Source organism: Janthinobacterium woesei (assembly GCF_051380875.1).
GTDB lineage: Bacteria > Pseudomonadota > Gammaproteobacteria > Burkholderiales > Burkholderiaceae_D > Janthinobacterium.
In genome coordinates this window covers 117914-134015 of sequence record NZ_JBNYXW010000007.1, presented here as the reverse complement: position 1 = coordinate 134015, position 16102 = coordinate 117914, and the positions used below count along the sequence as shown (strand labels likewise).

The 16102-nt window shown below is 61.4% G+C and carries 17 protein-coding genes; 5 read left to right on the top strand and 12 right to left on the bottom strand.

The genetic code is table 11. The features are described from left to right. Positions 1-5: 5 nt before the first annotated feature. From ACQ4W6_RS09595 to leuS, 6 genes are all read right to left on the bottom strand, one after another. On the bottom strand, positions 6-620 hold the full coding sequence (locus ACQ4W6_RS09595) for a 2-hydroxychromene-2-carboxylate isomerase (protein ID WP_436566959.1): 615 nt from the start codon (positions 618-620) through the stop codon (positions 6-8). 10 nt (positions 621-630) lie between these two features. Next, positions 631-1068 carry a CopD family protein gene (locus ACQ4W6_RS09590; protein ID WP_436566958.1) on the bottom strand — a complete coding sequence of 146 codons (438 nt, stop codon included), beginning with the start codon at positions 1066-1068 and terminating at the stop codon, positions 631-633. Between the two features lie 71 nt (positions 1069-1139). Beyond that, on the bottom strand, positions 1140-2405 hold the full coding sequence (locus ACQ4W6_RS09585) for a glutamate-5-semialdehyde dehydrogenase (RefSeq protein WP_436566957.1): 1266 nt from the start codon (positions 2403-2405) through the stop codon (positions 1140-1142). Between the two features lie 39 nt (positions 2406-2444). Then, positions 2445-3461 carry a DNA polymerase III subunit delta gene (holA, locus tag ACQ4W6_RS09580; RefSeq protein WP_436566956.1) on the bottom strand — a complete coding sequence of 339 codons (1017 nt, stop codon included), beginning with the start codon at positions 3459-3461 and terminating at the stop codon, positions 2445-2447. Between the two features lie 10 nt (positions 3462-3471). Then, on the bottom strand, positions 3472-4077 hold the full coding sequence (locus ACQ4W6_RS09575; RefSeq protein WP_436566955.1) for an LPS-assembly lipoprotein LptE: 606 nt from the start codon (positions 4075-4077) through the stop codon (positions 3472-3474). 2 nt (positions 4078-4079) lie between these two features. Next, positions 4080-6719 (bottom strand): leucine--tRNA ligase, encoded by a 2640-nt coding sequence (leuS, locus tag ACQ4W6_RS09570; protein ID WP_436566954.1) that lies wholly within the window; start codon positions 6717-6719, stop codon positions 4080-4082. Between the two features lie 229 nt (positions 6720-6948). Between leuS and ACQ4W6_RS09565 the strand changes: the two genes are divergently transcribed. Beyond that, on the top strand, positions 6949-7314 hold the full coding sequence (locus ACQ4W6_RS09565) for a VOC family protein (RefSeq protein WP_436566953.1): 366 nt from the start codon (positions 6949-6951) through the stop codon (positions 7312-7314). 6 nt (positions 7315-7320) lie between these two features. Here ACQ4W6_RS09565 and ACQ4W6_RS09560 read toward each other — a convergent pair whose 3' ends face one another. Further along, on the bottom strand, positions 7321-8220 hold the full coding sequence (locus tag ACQ4W6_RS09560) for a LysR substrate-binding domain-containing protein (protein WP_436566952.1): 900 nt from the start codon (positions 8218-8220) through the stop codon (positions 7321-7323). Positions 8221-8381: 161 nt separating this feature from the next. Here ACQ4W6_RS09560 and ACQ4W6_RS09555 point away from each other — a divergent pair, with 161 nt between their 5' ends. Beyond that, complete coding sequence (locus tag ACQ4W6_RS09555) at positions 8382-9560, top strand: acyl-CoA dehydrogenase (RefSeq protein WP_436566951.1); 1179 nt, start codon at positions 8382-8384, stop codon at positions 9558-9560. Beyond that, on the top strand, positions 9560-10807 hold the full coding sequence (locus ACQ4W6_RS09550) for a CaiB/BaiF CoA transferase family protein (protein ID WP_436566950.1): 1248 nt from the start codon (positions 9560-9562) through the stop codon (positions 10805-10807). The genes ACQ4W6_RS09555 and ACQ4W6_RS09550 overlap by 1 nt, the downstream gene beginning before the upstream one ends. 66 nt (positions 10808-10873) lie before the next feature. On the opposite strand, the gene ACQ4W6_RS09545 is transcribed toward ACQ4W6_RS09550, so the two are convergent. Genes ACQ4W6_RS09545 through ACQ4W6_RS09535 form a run of 3 tightly spaced genes read right to left on the bottom strand, consistent with a single transcriptional unit; the run spans position 10874 to position 12747 of the window. Beyond that, positions 10874-11200: a barstar family protein gene (locus tag ACQ4W6_RS09545; protein WP_436566949.1), complete on the bottom strand. Its 327-nt coding sequence runs from the start codon at positions 11198-11200 to the stop codon at positions 10874-10876. 13 nt (positions 11201-11213) lie between these two features. Then, the gene (gene dapB, locus ACQ4W6_RS09540; RefSeq protein WP_436566948.1) at positions 11214-12023 is read right to left on the bottom strand and encodes a 4-hydroxy-tetrahydrodipicolinate reductase; all 810 of its coding nucleotides are present in this window, start codon (positions 12021-12023) and stop codon (positions 11214-11216) included. A 22-nt stretch (positions 12024-12045) separates the two neighbouring features. Beyond that, positions 12046-12747: an outer membrane protein assembly factor BamE gene (locus tag ACQ4W6_RS09535; protein ID WP_436566947.1), complete on the bottom strand. Its 702-nt coding sequence runs from the start codon at positions 12745-12747 to the stop codon at positions 12046-12048. Positions 12748-12870: 123 nt separating this feature from the next. On the opposite strand from ACQ4W6_RS09535, the gene fur reads away from it, so the two are divergent. Further along, positions 12871-13302 carry a ferric iron uptake transcriptional regulator gene (gene fur, locus ACQ4W6_RS09530; RefSeq protein WP_436566946.1) on the top strand — a complete coding sequence of 144 codons (432 nt, stop codon included), beginning with the start codon at positions 12871-12873 and terminating at the stop codon, positions 13300-13302. A 99-nt stretch (positions 13303-13401) separates the two neighbouring features. Here fur and hrcA read toward each other — a convergent pair whose 3' ends face one another. Continuing rightward, entirely contained in the window at positions 13402-14418 is a 1017-nt protein-coding gene (gene hrcA, locus ACQ4W6_RS09525; RefSeq protein WP_436566945.1) for a heat-inducible transcriptional repressor HrcA, read from the bottom strand. Between the two features lie 110 nt (positions 14419-14528). Continuing rightward, a complete protein-coding gene (locus tag ACQ4W6_RS09520) occupies positions 14529-15254 on the bottom strand; it encodes an HAD family hydrolase (RefSeq protein ID WP_436566944.1) in 726 nt (241 codons plus the stop codon). Between the two features lie 247 nt (positions 15255-15501). Here ACQ4W6_RS09520 and ACQ4W6_RS09515 point away from each other — a divergent pair, with 247 nt between their 5' ends. Beyond that, positions 15502-16101: a hypothetical protein gene (locus ACQ4W6_RS09515; RefSeq protein WP_436566943.1), complete on the top strand. Its 600-nt coding sequence runs from the start codon at positions 15502-15504 to the stop codon at positions 16099-16101. Position 16102: the final 1 nt, after the last annotated feature.

The following is a 16102-nucleotide window of genomic DNA, read 5'->3' as shown; positions in this document are numbered from 1 at the left end:
CTTTACTACCCTGCCAGCGCCCGCTCGACAAAATCAAGGCGGTCCTGGCCCCAGTATCCATCGCCATCGACGATGTACCACGGCGAACCGAAGACGCTGGCGGCGGTAGCCGCTTCCGTGTTGGCGTCGTATTCCGCCTGCACGCTGGCCGTCTCCGACGTCTTCAGCAACTGGCGGCCTTCGAAACCGGCGTCGGTGGCAAGCTGCACCAGGGTGTCTTCATCACCGATATTGCGCTCTTCGGCCCACAGGCCGCGCATGATGGCATGTGCCAGGTTCAGCGACGCCTCCACGCCATGCGCCAGGCGCGTGGCGATGATCAGCTTGGCCGCTGCTTCCGGCGAGACGGGAAAAAACTTTGGCTGCACATTCAGGGGCACCTGCAAGAAGGCCGACCAGCGCGCCAGTTCGGCCAGGCGGTACGCCTGGCGCTGCGGTGCACGCTTGGCCAGCGGCAAGCCGCCCGACACGCTGAACACTTTGCCCAGGTCGAAGGGCCGCACATCGATCTGTGCGCCCGTCTTCGCGGCGATGGCCATCAGGCGCGCGTGGCCCAGATACGTCCACGGCGAATGGGGTGCGAAGAAATACTGGACGACTTTGTTCTGGCGTGCACTCATCTTGTCTCCCTTAGAAAGGCTTGACCACGACCAGCACGACGACGGCCAGCAGCATCACTACCGGCACTTCATTAAACCAGCGGAACCAGGTGTGGCTGCGCTGGTTGACGCCCTTTTCGAACTTGCGCAAGATGGCGCCGCAGGCGTGATGATAACCGAGCAGCAGGACCACGAACGTCAGCTTGGCGTGCATCCAGCCCGGTATCTTCATGCCGCCTTCGCCACCGCCATACAGCATCCACAGCAGCACCAGGCCCAGCACCATCGCCGGCAGCGCCAGCAATGACATGAAGCGGTACAGCTTGCGCGCCATCAGCAGCAGGCGCTCGGTGGCCACCGTTTCCGTCTCCATCGCCAGGTTCACGAAAATGCGCGGCAAATAAAACAGGCCGGCAAACCAGGACATAACGAAGATGATATGGAAGGCTTTAGTCCAGAGAAAGAGCATGGAATTCCCAGTGTCAGAAGTATCGAAGAACGAGAGAACGGGCCGCTTCGTGGGCCGCCCGCAAAGGAATATTACTTGCGTACCTCGCCGTGGCCGAAGACCACGTATTTGAGCGAGGTCAAACCTTCCAGCCCAACTGGGCCACGCGCATGCAGCTTGTCGTTCGAAATGCCGATCTCGGCGCCCAGGCCATATTCAAAACCATCGGCGAAACGCGTCGAGGCGTTCACCATCACAGAGGCCGAATCGACTTCGCGCAGGAAGCGCAGCGCATCGCTGTAGTCTTCCGTGATGATGGACTCCGTGTGCTTGGACGAATACGCGTTGATATGGTCCATCGCTTCGTCGATGCCGTCGACCACTTTCACCGACAGGATGGCCGCCAGGTACTCGGTGCGCCAGTCTTCCTCGGTGGCGGGCACCAGGTGCGGGTAGCCGGCGAGGATGGCGTAGCTTTCCGGGTCGGCGCGCAACTCCACCTGTTTGGTCAGATACAGTTCGGCCAGCTGCGGCAGCACTTGCGACGCGATGGCGCGCGACACCAGCAAGGTTTCCATGGTGTTGCAGGTGCCGTAGCGGTGGCACTTCGCATTGAAGCCGATATCGATCGCTTTCTTGATATCCGCCTTGGCGTCGATGTAGACGTGGCAAATGCCGTCCAGATGCTTGATCATCGGCACGGTGGCCTCGTCCATCAGGCGCGCGATCAGTCCCTTGCCGCCGCGCGGCACGATAACGTCGACGTATTGCGGCATGGTGATGAGGGCGCCGACGGCGGCGCGGTCGATGGTGTCGATCACTTGCACGGCGTCCTGTGGCAGGCCGGCCCCCGCCAGCCCTTCCTGCACAAGCTTGGCCAGCGCACGGTTGCAATGGATGGCTTCCGAACCGCCGCGCAGGATCGTCGCGTTGCCGCTCTTGATGCACAGGCCGGCCGCGTCCACCGTCACGTTCGGGCGCGCTTCATAGATGATGCCGATGACGCCCAGCGGCACGCGCATCTGGCCCACCTGGATGCCCGTTGGACGGAATTTCATGTTCGAGATTTCGCCGATCGGGTCGGCCAGCGCGACGATCTGCGTCAAGCCTTCGACCATCGTGGCGATGGCCGCGTCGGACAGGGTCAGGCGGTCGAGCATGGCCGGCGCCAGGCCGGCGGCAGCGGCCGCGTCGAGGTCGCGCTGGTTGGCCGCGCGCAGCAGATCCGCATCGCGCACGATGGCGGCGGCGATCAGGGTCAGGGCGCGGTTGCGCGTGGCGCTGTCGGCACGCGCCATGGCACGCGATGCGGCGCGCGCACGCGTGCCCACGTCCTGCATATATTCAGTGATGTCCATGTTCGTATCCACCATGTCTCTATCCAAATTTATAAAAACCTAGCCTCGGGCGACCTTCAAGCCTAACTGCAGCATGGCATCCCAGGCATCGCCCGCGTAACCCTTGGCACGCAAGCCCTTGATCATCTTGTCCACCTGCGCCGCCTGCTGCAGCGCCGCTACCAGCACGGGCAGCGAAATGCGCCGCAGGGCCGGCTCCATCATGCGCTCACGCGGGCCCCAGATACGGTATTCTTTCAGCAGCGCGCCCAATGGACGCCCTTGCGCCATGCCGGCCTTCAATTTTAACAGCGTGCGGATTTCTTCGGAGACGGCCCACAAGACCAGCGGCAGCGCCTCGCCCTCGCCTTTCAAGCCTTCAAGCATGCGCACCAGGCGCGCCGGGTCTCCGGCCAGCATGGCTTCGGACAGCTTGAAGACATCGTAGCGGGCCACATTGAGCACCGCATCCTGCACTTGTTCATACGTCAGCTTGCCCGCTTCGTGCAGCAAGCCCAGTTTCAAGATTTCCTGGTGCGCCGCCAGCAAATTTCCCTCCACCCGCTCGGCGATGAAGTCGATGCTGGCGCGCTCGGCGCTTTGCCCCTGCGCGGCCAGGCGCTGGCTGATCCAGGCCGGCAGCTGCACCCGCTCCACATTCGGAATGTCGATATACACGGCCGCCTGCTGCAAGCTGGCGACCCAGGCCGCCTTTTGCGTGGCCCAGTCCAGCTTGGGCAGGGTGATCAGGGTCAGGTTGTCGGGGCTGAGATTTTTCGCGTAGCTTTGCAGCGCCGCGCCGCCATCCTTGCCCGGCTTGCCGGTGGGGATGCGCAGCTCGATCAGTTTTTTATCCCCAAACAGCGACAGCTCCTGGTTGGCCGCCAGCAGTTCGCCCCACTTGAAACTGCGCTCCACGCTCAAGACTTCGCGCTCGGAATACCCCTGCGCGCGCGCCGCGCGGCGGATCTTGTCGGCCGCTTCCAGCGCCAGCAGGTGTTCATCGCTGGTAATCACATACAGCTGCGCCAACGGCTTGGCCACATGCCCATCGAGCGCGTCTATCCGCAATTGCATGGCGTCCCCGTTACTGCTGCGGGGCCGGCGCGACCGGCGTCACGGGCGCCACTGGCGCCACCGACATGGCCGGCAGCACCGGCTTGATGGCCGCCAGGCGGCGCATGATCTGCTGTACCAGGTCATTGCGCATGTCGCGGTACAGCTGCGCTTCTTCCGTTTCCTTGGCCAGCACCTGCGATTCGTTGAAGGTGATCGGACGATTCAGGCTGATGGTGGTCGGCGCCAGCAACTGGTTACCGGCCTTGTCGAGGACGCGGAAATTGATCGAATACCCCAGTTGGTATTCGCTCACGCGGCCATTGCTGTTCAGCGACAGAATGGTCTTGGTACGGTTCCTCTCCGGATCGCTGAGCACCTCAAGGACAGCGTCGGCGCCATCCTTGGTGTCGACTACTTCCGTGCTGCCGATGGCGCGGATATAGCGCTTCAGGTCAATCGCCAGCGGCGACGTATTGGGCAAGCCGATATACATCGTCGCGAAAGGCAGCATGAAGCTGCCATTCGAGCCGCGCAAGTGAAAGCCGCAGGCCGACAGCAGCATGGTCAGGGCGATGGCCAGCATGGCGCGCCATGCGCGCCCGCCCAACAGCGATACTTGAGAGGAAGTCGTCATGATTACACCACGATGCTGATTAATTTGCCTGGCACGACGATGATTTTCTTCGGCGTGGTCTCGATGTACTTCTGCACACTCTCGCACGCCAGCGCGGCCGCTTCGATGCTGGCTTTATCCGCATCCTTGGCCACTGTGATCGAACCGCGCAGCTTGCCGTTCACCTGGATCATCATCTCGATTTCGGATTGTTCCAGGGCAGCCGGGTCCACTTGCGGCCACGGCGCGTTGAGCAAGTCTCCCTGCACGCCGGCGTAGCCCAGCTCTTGCCACAGCACGTGTGTGATGTGCGGTGCAACCGGGTTGAGCAAACGCAGGAAGATGGAAAAACCTTCGGCGATCAGGGCTTTCGACTGGGCGCTATCGTCCAGCTTGGCCGATTCCAGGGTGTTGAGCATCTTCATGCAAGCCGACACCACGGTGTTGTACTGGATGCGCTTCAAGTCGTAGTCGGCTTGCTGCAGCAGCTTGTGCAACTCGCGGCGCAGGTTTTTCTGCGCGTCACCGGTGGCTGGCGCAGGGCCGGCAGCCAGCGCAGCGGCAATGGTGGCCGACTGGGCGTAACCGAAGTTCCACACGCGGCGCAGGAAGCGATTGGCGCCTTCGACGCCGCTGCCCGACCATTCCAGCGTCTGTTCCGGCGGCGAAGCGAACATGGTGAACAAACGGGCCGTATCGGCACCGTACTGCTCGATTTGCGCTTGCGGGTCGATGCCGTTGTTCTTCGACTTCGACATTTTTTCCGTGCCGCCGATTTCCACCGGCTGGCCATCGGCCGCCAGGATGGCGCTTTGCGGACGGCCCTTGTCATCAAGGGTCAGGCGCACGTCGTCCGGGTTGAACCAGGTGGTCTTGCCTACTGCATCCTTGCGGAAGTAGGTTTCGTTCAGCACCATGCCTTGCGTGAGCAGGTTGACGAACGGCTCGTCGAACTTGACCAGGCCGAAGTCGCGCATGATCTTGGTCCAGAAGCGCGCGTACAGCAAATGCATGACGGCGTGTTCGATGCCGCCGATGTACTGGTCCATCGGCATCCAGTAATCGTTGCGTGCGTCGACCATGGCATCGGTCGAGCCCGGCGAGGTATAGCGCATGTAGTACCACGACGAATCGACGAAGGTATCCATGGTGTCCGTCTCGCGGCGCGCCGGTTTGCCGCATTGCGGGCAGTCGCACTGCAGGAAGGCTTCATATTTGGTCAAAGGGTTGCCCGTGCCGTCCGGTACGCAGTCTTCCGGCAGCACCACCGGCAAGTCTTTTTCCGGCACCGGCACCACGCCGCAATCGACGCAATGGATCATCGGGATCGGCGTGCCCCAGTAGCGCTGGCGCGAAATGCCCCAGTCGCGCAGGCGGAACGTGGTTTTCTTTTCGCCCAGGCCCAGTTCAGCCAGGTCGGCGGCCACCGCATCGACGGCGGAAGCGAAATGCAGGCCGTCGTATTTGCCGGAGGCGATGCAGACGCCATCCTTGCTGCCATACGATTCCTGCCAGGCCTCAAGCGAGAATTCCTGGCCCTTGACTTCGATCACTTGCTTGATCGGCAGATTGTATTTCCTGGCGAAGCCGAAATCGCGCTCGTCGTGCGCCGGCACGCCCATCACGGCGCCATCGCCGTAGGTGATCAGCACGTAGTTGCCGACCCAGACTTCGACTTGCGCGCCCGTCAACGGATGGGTGACGAACAGGCCGGTCGGCATGCCCTTCTTCTCCATCGTTGCCATGTCCGCTTCGATCACGGAGCCCAGCTTGCACTCGGCGTTAAACGCCGCCAGTGCAGGATTGCCTTGTGCGGCGTGGATGGCCAGCGGGTGTTCGGCGGCCACGGCGCAGAAGGTCACGCCCATGATGGTGTCCGCACGCGTGGTAAATACATACAGCTTGCCGTCGCCGATCAGGGTGCCGCTGGCATCCTTGATCTGGTGCGGGAAAGCGAAGCGCACGCCCGTCGATTTGCCGATCCAGTTGGTCTGCATGATGCGCACGCGCTCGGGCCAGCCCGGCAGTTTGTCGTCCACATACGCCAGCAATTCTTCCGCGTAATCGGTGATGCGCGCGTAGTACATGGGGATTTCGCGCTTTTCGATCGGCGCGCCGGAGCGCCAGCCGCGGCCATCGACGACTTGCTCGTTGGCCAGCACGGTCTGGTCGATCGGATCCCAGTTCACGGTACCGGTTTTCTTGTAGATGATGCCTTTTTCCAGCATCTTCAGGAACATCCACTGGTTCCACTTGTAGTATTCCGGCTTGCAGGCAGTCATTTCGCGCGACCAGTCAATCGCCAGGCCCATCGATTCCATCTGCTGCTTCATGTGGGCAATATTCGAATACGTCCATTGCGCCGGCGGCACGTTATTGGCCATGGCCGCGTTTTCCGCCGGCATGCCGAACGCATCCCAGCCCATCGGCATGAGCACGTTGTAGCCGTTCATGCGCAGGTAGCGGTACATCACATCATTGATCGTATAGTTGCGCACGTGACCCATGTGCAGCTTGCCCGAAGGGTAAGGCAGCATCGAACAAGCGAAATACTTGCCTTTTGGGAAACGCGGGTCGTGTTCGACGGCTTTATAGGCGTCGATCGCCTTCCAGTGCGACTGGGCGGCTTGTTCGACGTCGGCGGGACTATATTTATCTTGCATGATGGATGTGCGACCAGCGTGGCCCGGCCAAAAGTGAATATGAACCGAGCATTATACTGGTTGTCGCCGCCCGATAGCGCGGCGCGGCGCCCGCCCGGGCCGGCATATTTTTGCAGGCGCACAAATATGCTGTGTGATATATATGCAATCTTACTCTTTACATCAAAACCGGCCATGCTGAACTGCGTCGTTCAGCGAACCGACTTCACCCAAATAACAGGAGCAGAACATGATCAAGGGTTTGCGCACCGTCACCTATCCCGTCCCCGACCTGGACCAGGCCAAGGCCTGGTACAGCCAGGTTTTCAGCACGGCGCCGTATTTCGACCAGCCGTTTTATGTGGGTTTTGCCATCGGCGGCTTCGAGCTGGGCTTGATGCCCGGCGGTGAGCCAGGCACGCAGGGCAGCGTCACCTATTGGGGCGTGGAAGGCATCGAGGCGGAAGTCGACAGGGTCGTCGCGCTGGGCGGCACCCTGCACCACCCGATCACGGACGTGGGCGACGGCATCCGCACGGTGGAGTTGCTCGATCCGTTCGGCAACCAGCTCGGCTTCATCGACAATCCCCATTTCGATACCAACAAGGTGCTTTAAGTTGCTTTAAGCGGCCGCTTCGCCTTGCAGCCATCGGCGAAATTGCTGCAAGGCCAGCTTTTCATGCGCCGCCTCGGGCGTGATCAGGTAATACGCCCGCTGGCCGCGCAGTGGGCGCTCGCACACAATGCGCAGCTCGCCGCGCGCCAGTTCCGCCTCCACCAGCATGCGCGGCAGCAAGACCACGCCCTGGCCTTGCACGGCCGCCATGGCCAGCATGGAAAACAGTTCGTAGCGTGCGCCATAGCGCGCCAGCGCGCCATCGACCTGCATGGCATCGTACCACTGGCGCCAGGCGCCAGGGCGCGTGCTCTGCTGCAATAGCGTCAGTTCCAGCAAATCCTGCGGCTGCCACTGGCTGCGCGCCGCCAGCAGGCGCGGGCTGGCGACGGGGACGATTTCTTCATGCATGAGCAAGGTTGCCCGCGTGCCGGGCCAGCGCGCCAGCTGCTCGGGCGTGCCTGCATACAGGGCGGCGTCGTATTCCGTATCGGCAAACATGAACGGTTTTGTGTACGCATCGATATGCACGACGATATCCGGCTGCTCGGTGGCAAAGCTGGCCAGGCGCGGCATCAGCCAGCGCGTGGCAAAGGTGGGCACCGAGGCCAGCTGCAAGGTGCCGCCGCCGCCCTGGCGTGCCATGGTGTCGAGCGTGTCGCGCTCCAGGCCGTCGAGGCGGGCGGCGATCTGGCGCGCATACGCGGCGCCGGCGGCCGTCAGCAGTACGCCATGGCGCGTGCGCTGAAACAGTTGCACCCCCAGAAAACTTTCCAAAGAGGCGATCTGCCGCGACACAGCGCTTTGCGTCAGCGACAGTTCATGCGCCGCATGCGTGTAGCTTTGGTGGCGCGCGGCCGCCTCGAAACAATTCAGCGCTTGCAGCATGGGAATTTTACGGGTCATGGCGTGGGCAGCGGCTATCAAAGACCACAGTATGGCGCAAGATATGCGCCCGGCGCATGTCTGGGTGCGAATAAATCGTTTGCGCAAGGCCAGGCAAAAATCTACCATGAGTCTTATTCAATCTTCGCGCCGATCACCGGCGCTCACCTGCGAGGCCTGTGATGAGCAAAACTGCATTCGACTGGAATTCCCCCCTGCTGCTGGATGAACAACTGACGAGCGACGAACGCGCCGTGCTGGAAGCGGCGCGCGACTACTGCCAGGGCAGCCTGGTGCCGCGCGTGCTCGAATCGTTCCGCCACGGCCGCACCGATGCCGCCATCTTCCGCGAAATGGGCGAACTGGGTTTGCTGGGCACCACCATTCCCGAAGAGTACGGCGGCGCCGGCCTGAACTATGTCTGCTACGGCCTGGCTGCGCGCGAAGTCGAACGCGTCGATTCGGGCTACCGCTCGATGATGAGCGTGCAATCATCCTTGGTGATGGTGCCCATCCATGCCTTCGGCAATGAAGAGACCAAACAGAAATACCTGCCGAAGCTGGCGACCGGCGAATTCATCGGCTGCTTCGGCTTGACGGAACCGGATCACGGCTCCGATCCGGGCAGCATGGTCACGCGTGCGCGCAAGGTGCCGGGCGGCTACAGTATCTCCGGCGCCAAGATGTGGATCACCAACAGCCCGATCGCCGACGTGTTCGTGGTCTGGGCCAAGGACGATGAAGGCGCGATCCGTGGCTTCGTGCTGGAAAAAGGCTGGAAGGGCCTGTCGGCGCCGGAAATCCACGGCAAGGTGGGCTTGCGCACCAGCATCACGGGCGAAATCGTCATGGATGAAGTGTTCTGCCCTGAAGAAAATGCCTTCCCCGACGTGCGCGGCTTGAAAGGCCCGTTCACTTGCCTCAACAGCGCACGCTACGGCATCGCCTGGGGCGCACTGGGCGCGGCCGAAGACTGCTACCTGAAGGCGCGCCAGTACACCATGGACCGCAAGCAATTTGGCCGTCCTCTTGCGGCCAATCAACTGGTGCAAAAGAAACTGGCCGACATGTTGACGGAAATCACCATGGGCTTGCAAGGCTGCTTGCGCCTGGGCCGCATGAAGGATGAAGGTTCGCCTGCCGTGGAAATCACCTCGATCATGAAACGCAACAGCTGCGGCAAGGCGCTTGATATTGCCCGCGTGGCGCGCGACATGATGGGTGGCAACGGTATTTCCGACGAATTCGGCGTCATCCGCCACCTGGTCAACCTGGAAGTGGTCAACACCTATGAAGGCACGCACGACGTGCATGCGCTGATCATTGGCCGCGCCATCACCGGCATCGCCGCCTTCAACTAATGGACGGACTCGCTTCCACCTTGCGCCCCGCGCCTTTGGCCGGCTTGCGCGTGCTGGACCTGTCGCGCGTGCTGGCCGGTCCGTGGGCGGGGCAAATGCTGGCCGACCTGGGTGCCGACGTGGTGAAAGTCGAGCAGCCGGGCCGCGGCGACGATACGCGGTCATGGGGTCCTCCTTACTTGCAAGATGAGGATGGCCGCGACACCGCTGAAGCCGCCTATTTCCAGTGCGCCAACCGCAACAAGCGTTCCTTGTGCATCGACCTGGCCGCGCCAGAAGGGCAGGCGCTGGTGCGCAAGCTGGCTGCCGAATCGGACGTGCTGCTGGAAAATTTCAAAGTAAATGGCTTGCAGCAATATGGCCTCGACGCGGCCAGCTTGCTGGCACTCAATCCGCGCCTCGTATATTGCTCGATCACCGGCTTTGGCCAGGATGGCCCGTACGCCGCGCGCGCCGGCTACGACTTTTTGATCCAGGGCATGGGCGGCTTGATGAGCATCACGGGCGTGCCCGATGGCCAGCCGGGTGCGGGACCGCAAAAAGTGGGCGTGGCGCAAACGGACATCATGACCGGTCTGTATGCCACCATCGCCGTGCAGGCGGCGCTGGCCGAACGGACACGCTCGGGCCTGGGCCAGCATATCGACCTGGCCCTGCTCGACGTGCAAGTGGCGGCGCTGGGCAACCAGGCGGCCAATTATTTGTGCGGCGGCAAGGTGCCCCAGCGCATGGGCAACGCGCATCCGAACATCGTGCCGTACCAGGATTTCCCCACCGCCGATGGCGACATGATCCTGGCGATCGGCAACGACGGGCAATTTTCCCGCTTTTGCGCCATCGCCGGCCATGCGCAATGGGCGCAGGACGAGCGCTTCGCCACCAATCCGCAGCGCGTGGCGCACCGGGCGACGTTGATTCCCTTGATGCGCCAGGCTACCGTCATGCGCACGACACAGGAATGGATTAGCGCCTTCGAGGCGGCCGCCGTGCCCTGCGGCCCAGTCAACCGCATCGACCAGGTCTTTGCCGACCCGCAAGTGGTGGCGCGCGGCCTGAAAGTGGAAATGGCGCATCCGACGGCAGGCACGGTGGCACTGGTGGCCAATCCGGTGCGCCTGTCCGGTTCGCCGGTGCAATACCGCTTGCCGCCTCCGCTACTGGGCCAGCATACGGACGAGGTGCTGCAGCATTGGCTGGGGCTGGAATCGAGCGAGATTGACGGCTTGCGCGAACGCAAGGTCGTCTAAAGAAAAACGCCGGCCAGTTGCAAAACTGTCCGGCGTTTGTCTTATGACTTCAGCATTATTTCAACATTACTTCAGCACCAGTTTCAGCGCCGGCTTTTCGCCATAATCGTCATAGCGTTCATTGATGCCGGCGATACAGAACGCCATTTCTTCCAACAAATCAGGCACTTGCGCCTTCATCGCCGCTGCGTCCTGGAGCACGATTTCCAGTACTTCGTTCGGTTTCAAATGGAACTGCGTCATGTTTTCGTCGTCGCGCAGATAGCTGAGACAATCGACCCAGGCATCCATGTTGTTGCCGTAAAACGCGGGGAAACCGAAAGCCTGCGCGCATTGCGCGTGAAAACTGGCTTCATCGGTGATGTCTTTTCCATTCAGGATGGCAGTGGGCATGGCGATGCTCCCCTTAGTTCTTCAGCGACAACACGTCCTGCATGTCGAACAGGCCCGTAGGCTTGTTGGCCAGGAACCGCGCGGCGCGCAGGGCGCCGTGGGCGTAGGTGACGCGGCTGCTCGATTTGTGGCTGATTTCGATACGCTCGCCGATGCCGGCAAACAACACCGTATGGTCGCCGACGATATCGCCGCCACGGATGGTGGCAAAGCCGATGGTCGACGGATCGCGTTCGCCCGTCACGCCTTCACGGCCGTACACGGCGCATTCCTTCAGGTCGCGGCCAAGGGCGCCGGCCACCACTTCACCCATTTGCAGGGCGGTGCCCGATGGCGCATCGACCTTGAAACGGTGATGCGCTTCGATGATCTCGATGTCATAGCCTTCGGACAGGCTTTTCGCAGCCAGTTCCAGCAACTTCATGGTGACATTCACGCCCACGCTCATGTTCGGCGCGAACATGATGGCCGTCTTTTCGGCGGCGGCGGCAATGGCGGCCTTGCCCGCGTCATCGAAACCGGTGGTGCCGATGATCATCTTGATGCCGTGTTCGGCGCAATATGCCAGGTGCTGCAAGGTGCCTTCGGGGCGCGTGAAATCGATCAGGTAGTCGGCGTTTGCCAGGCCAGTGGCCAGGTCGGACTCGATCAGTACGCCGGCGGGCTTGCCCAGGAAGGCAGCGGCATCCTGGCCGAGGGACGGCGAGCCGGCGCGGTCGAGCGCGCCAGCGAGCACGGCGTCGGACGCATTGCTGACCGCTTCGATCAGGATATGGCCCATGCGGCCGCTGGCGCCAGCGATGGCAATTTTCAGTTCAGTCATATTATTCTCTTACAGCTACTTATTATTTGGTGGGAGCAGGGACGGTTTCCGTGGCCGGTGCCGGTGCCACTACGGGCTTGCTCACAGGAATGGCGGGGGCGGGGGCGGCATCGGCCGGGACCGGCACGGCGCTAGGCACCACGGGCGACGGTACGGCTGCGGCAGGCACATCGGCCTTGGCAACTTTGGCGAACGGCGACGGGCCGGCGATGCGGTCGATGTATTCTTTCTCTGTCGGCAAATTGCCGCCTTCGAAGCGCTCGACCTTGCCATCCTTGCCAAAATACACGACTACGCGGCTGCTGGTGGTTTCGCCACTGCCCCGCGCCAGGCGAAATGGATAATCCCAACGGTCGGCATGGAAAATATCGGTCAGCAAGGATGTGCCGAGGATGAAGCGGACCTGGTCGCGCGTCATGCCGACTTTCAACTGGGCCAGCATCTCTTCGGAGATAAAGTTGCCTTGTTGAATGTCAGGACGGTAGGGCGAAAAAAACCACATGAATTTTTGCAGGGGCGTGATGGTGGTCGTCTGCGCGCCTTGCTCGGGGACGAGCTCCTTGCCTTCTTTTTGAGCAACGGCCGGCTTCTCGCCGAGGATGCCGCGGCTGGCACAGCCAGATACTGCCAGCGCCAGCGCGACACAGGCCATGCCTGCCACGACTGGTGCTCGAAATGAAAGACGCTGCCAGAGAGCTGGCAATACAGCCGGTGTTACGCGCATAAATGACCTCAATTTGATGAACAAAACGCCAGGAGTGACCGGCCAGCCAAAAAATGCTTATTTTGGCACTCCCCGCTAAAACGCTATATGATAAAGCACCTGATCCACATACGAGTAACAAACATGAGTAACAATCCTAGTGATCTCAAGGCAAGCGGCCTGAAAGCGACCTTGCCACGCCTGAAGATACTCGATATCTTCCAGAGTAGCCCGGTACGCCACCTGACAGCAGAAGACGTCTACAAGATCCTCCTGGCCGAGAATATGGATGTCGGCTTGGCAACTGTCTACCGTGTCCTGACGCAATTCGAACAAGCCGGCTTGCTCAACCGCAACCATTTTGAAACTGGCAAGGCAATTTTCGAACTCAACGAAGGCTCCCACCACGACCACCTGGTGTGCCTCGACTGTGGCCGGGTCGAAGAATTCTTCGACGAAGACATCGAAATCCGCCAGCAAAAAGTGGCCGAAGAGCGCGGCTTCAAAATTGCCGAACACGCCCTGGCCATCTATGGCAACTGCATCAAGACTGCCTGCCCGCACAAATCAGCCTGAAGCCTGCCAGCCGCGCCGGTCACCGGGGCGGCCGGAGCGGGCCAGTAACAACTCACAACACCTGACAAAACCGTAGCGAGCAGGTTTTTCCAGGTGTTATCAATGATGGCTGAGCGCGCTTGATAGCAGCTTGGCCGTGATATCGACAATCGGAATGACCCGCTCGTACGCCATGCGGGTCGGGCCGATCACTCCCAACGTTCCCACGATCTTGCCGTTGACTTCATACGGCGCCGTCACCACGCTCATTTCATCCATCGGCACCAGGTTCGATTCGCCGCCGATGAAAATCTGCACGCCCGTCGCCTTGCTCGACACGTCGAGCAGCTGCATCAGGCCCGTCTTTTGCTCGAACATGTCGAACATCTGGCGCAGCGAATGCATATTCGATGACAGGTCGCTCACGCTGAGCAAGTTGCGCTCGCCCGAAATCACCATATCGTCGCTATTGTCGGCCATCGCTTCGCTGCCCGCTTCCACCGCTGCCTGCATCAGGCTGCCCATATCGTCGCGCAACTGGCGCAGTTCGCCCTGCAGGCGCACGCGCACGGCATCGAACGACAGGCCGCCATAATTCTGGTTGATGTAGTTGGCCGATTGCACCAGTTGCGCCGGCGTATAGTCCGCCTCCGTCAGCAGCAGGCGGTTCTGCACGTCGCCGCCTGGGGCGACGATGACGAGCAGGATGCGTTTTTCCGACAGGCGCAGGAATTCAATTTGCTGGAACACCGATTCGCGGCGCGGGCTGAGCACGACGCCGGCAAATTGCGACAGCGACGAGAGCATCTGCGCCGCGTTGGCGATGGTGCGCTGCGGCTGCGGCGTCTGCAGGCGCATGCGCGACTCCACCAGGTGCTCGTCCAGATGCTTGACGGTGAGCAAGGTGTCGACAAAGATACGGTAGCCACGCGGCGTGGGGACACGTCCGGCCGAGGTATGCGGGCTGGACACATAACCGAGCTCTTCCAGGTCGGCCATGATGTTGCGGATCGTCGCTGGCGACAGGTCGAGGCCGGAAATCTTCGACAAGGCGCGCGAACCGACCGGCAGGCCGTCGGCGATATATCGCTCGACCAAGGCTTTCAGCAGTGTTTGGGCACGTGTATCGAGTTGCATGATGTTGTAGTTAAACCAATATTCTGTTGCGCAAGCGGCAGCGAAGGCGGCCCAAGGTGCGTCAACAGCTCCTAAGCTCCCATTATGCACGTTCGTCCACCTGGCGGCGATCAATCTTCCAGTTGCCTCTGCAGCCACAGCAGCAATTCATCAAAGTTGGTGCAGATAGCATCGGGCTGCACACCGGCCGCCAGGTGCGCATCGCTGCCCTTGCGGTTCATCCACACGGCACGCATGCCCGCCCCCTGCGCTCCCGTCACGTCGAAATACAGGTCGTCGCCCACATACACGGCTTCATGCGGCGCCACGCCCAGCGCGGCGCAACCGGCCAGGAAGATGCTGGCATCGGGCTTGGCGACGCCGAAATCGCTGGCGGCGATGGATGCCTTGAAATGCTGTGCCAGGCCGATCGTTTCAAGATCCGCATTACCGTTCGAGATGGAACCGACCAGCATACGCTGCTGCATCCAGGCCAAGCCGGGCAGCACATCGTCAAACGGCTGGACGCGGTTGCGCGCGGCCAAAAATTGCAGGATGGCGCCGTCGACCAGGGCCGGGTCTTCGCCGGCAGCCTCGAAGGCCGACAGCAGGCCCACGCGGCGCAATTCAATCAGGTTGCCATGAAAATGCGGTTGCGCATTGAGCATGGCCAAACGCTGCTGGCGCAGCAGCTCGATGGAAAACTGCTGCGCCACCTTGGGCGCATGCGTGGCCAGCCAGTCATGCAGCAGGGTTTCGGCAGCGGCGATCACGGGCGCGATGGGCCACAAGGTATCGTCGAGGTCGAACAGGATGGCCTTCGGTGGCACGGCAGTGTTGACAGGGGCTAAGAACATGGAACTCACGCAAATGGATGCCGCGCCATGGTGCGCAGCGGGCGTCTATTGTCGCACTGATCGCCGCCGTCAGCATGCCGGCGCTCCTGGCAGATGCGGCCAGGCCGGCGTTTCTGGGCGAAAAATTGTTACAGGGAGATACAAGGCAAGATCAATCCGCTTGCCAGATAGACTAAAATAGGCGCCATTCCAATGCGGCGCCAGCGTCCGCGTTGCGCTACCCTACCTAATTCGTTTTGGAGAATGTATGAAAAATTTGTACCTGCGCTCGATGCTGGCGGCGGCTTGCGCCGTCACACTGGCAGCTTGCGGCGGCAGCGGCGGCAATCTGTACCTGGGCGGCCAAGTGTACGGCCTGGCAAAGGATGGCCTGATTCTTAAAAACGGTTCGGAAGAGTTGCCGGTCACCTCGGGCTCGTCGAGCTTTTATTTCACCAAACTGATCAATACCGATGACCGCTACGATATCACCATCGCGCAGCAGCCAAAAGGCGCTGTCTGCCAGATTGCCAGTGGCAGCGGCAAGGCATCGAGCTACTCCGTGACCACGGCCATTGTCACCTGCACAACCAACACCTACCCGCTGACTGGCGCCATCACGGGCTTGACCGCAGACAAATTGACCCTGGTCATTGGCAGCAACAGCACCAGCCCGCTGGCCGGCGCCAACGCGTACACATTCCCGGCGGTTGCTGATGGTGCAGCATACAATATTTCCATCCTGACCAATCCAACGGGCCAGACTTGCCGTTTCGCAGGTTCCACCAGTGCTGACGGCCGCGATATCGTCGGCACGATGGGCTCCGCCGCCACGACCGCTGCCACACTGGTCTGCGCACCGCAATAAG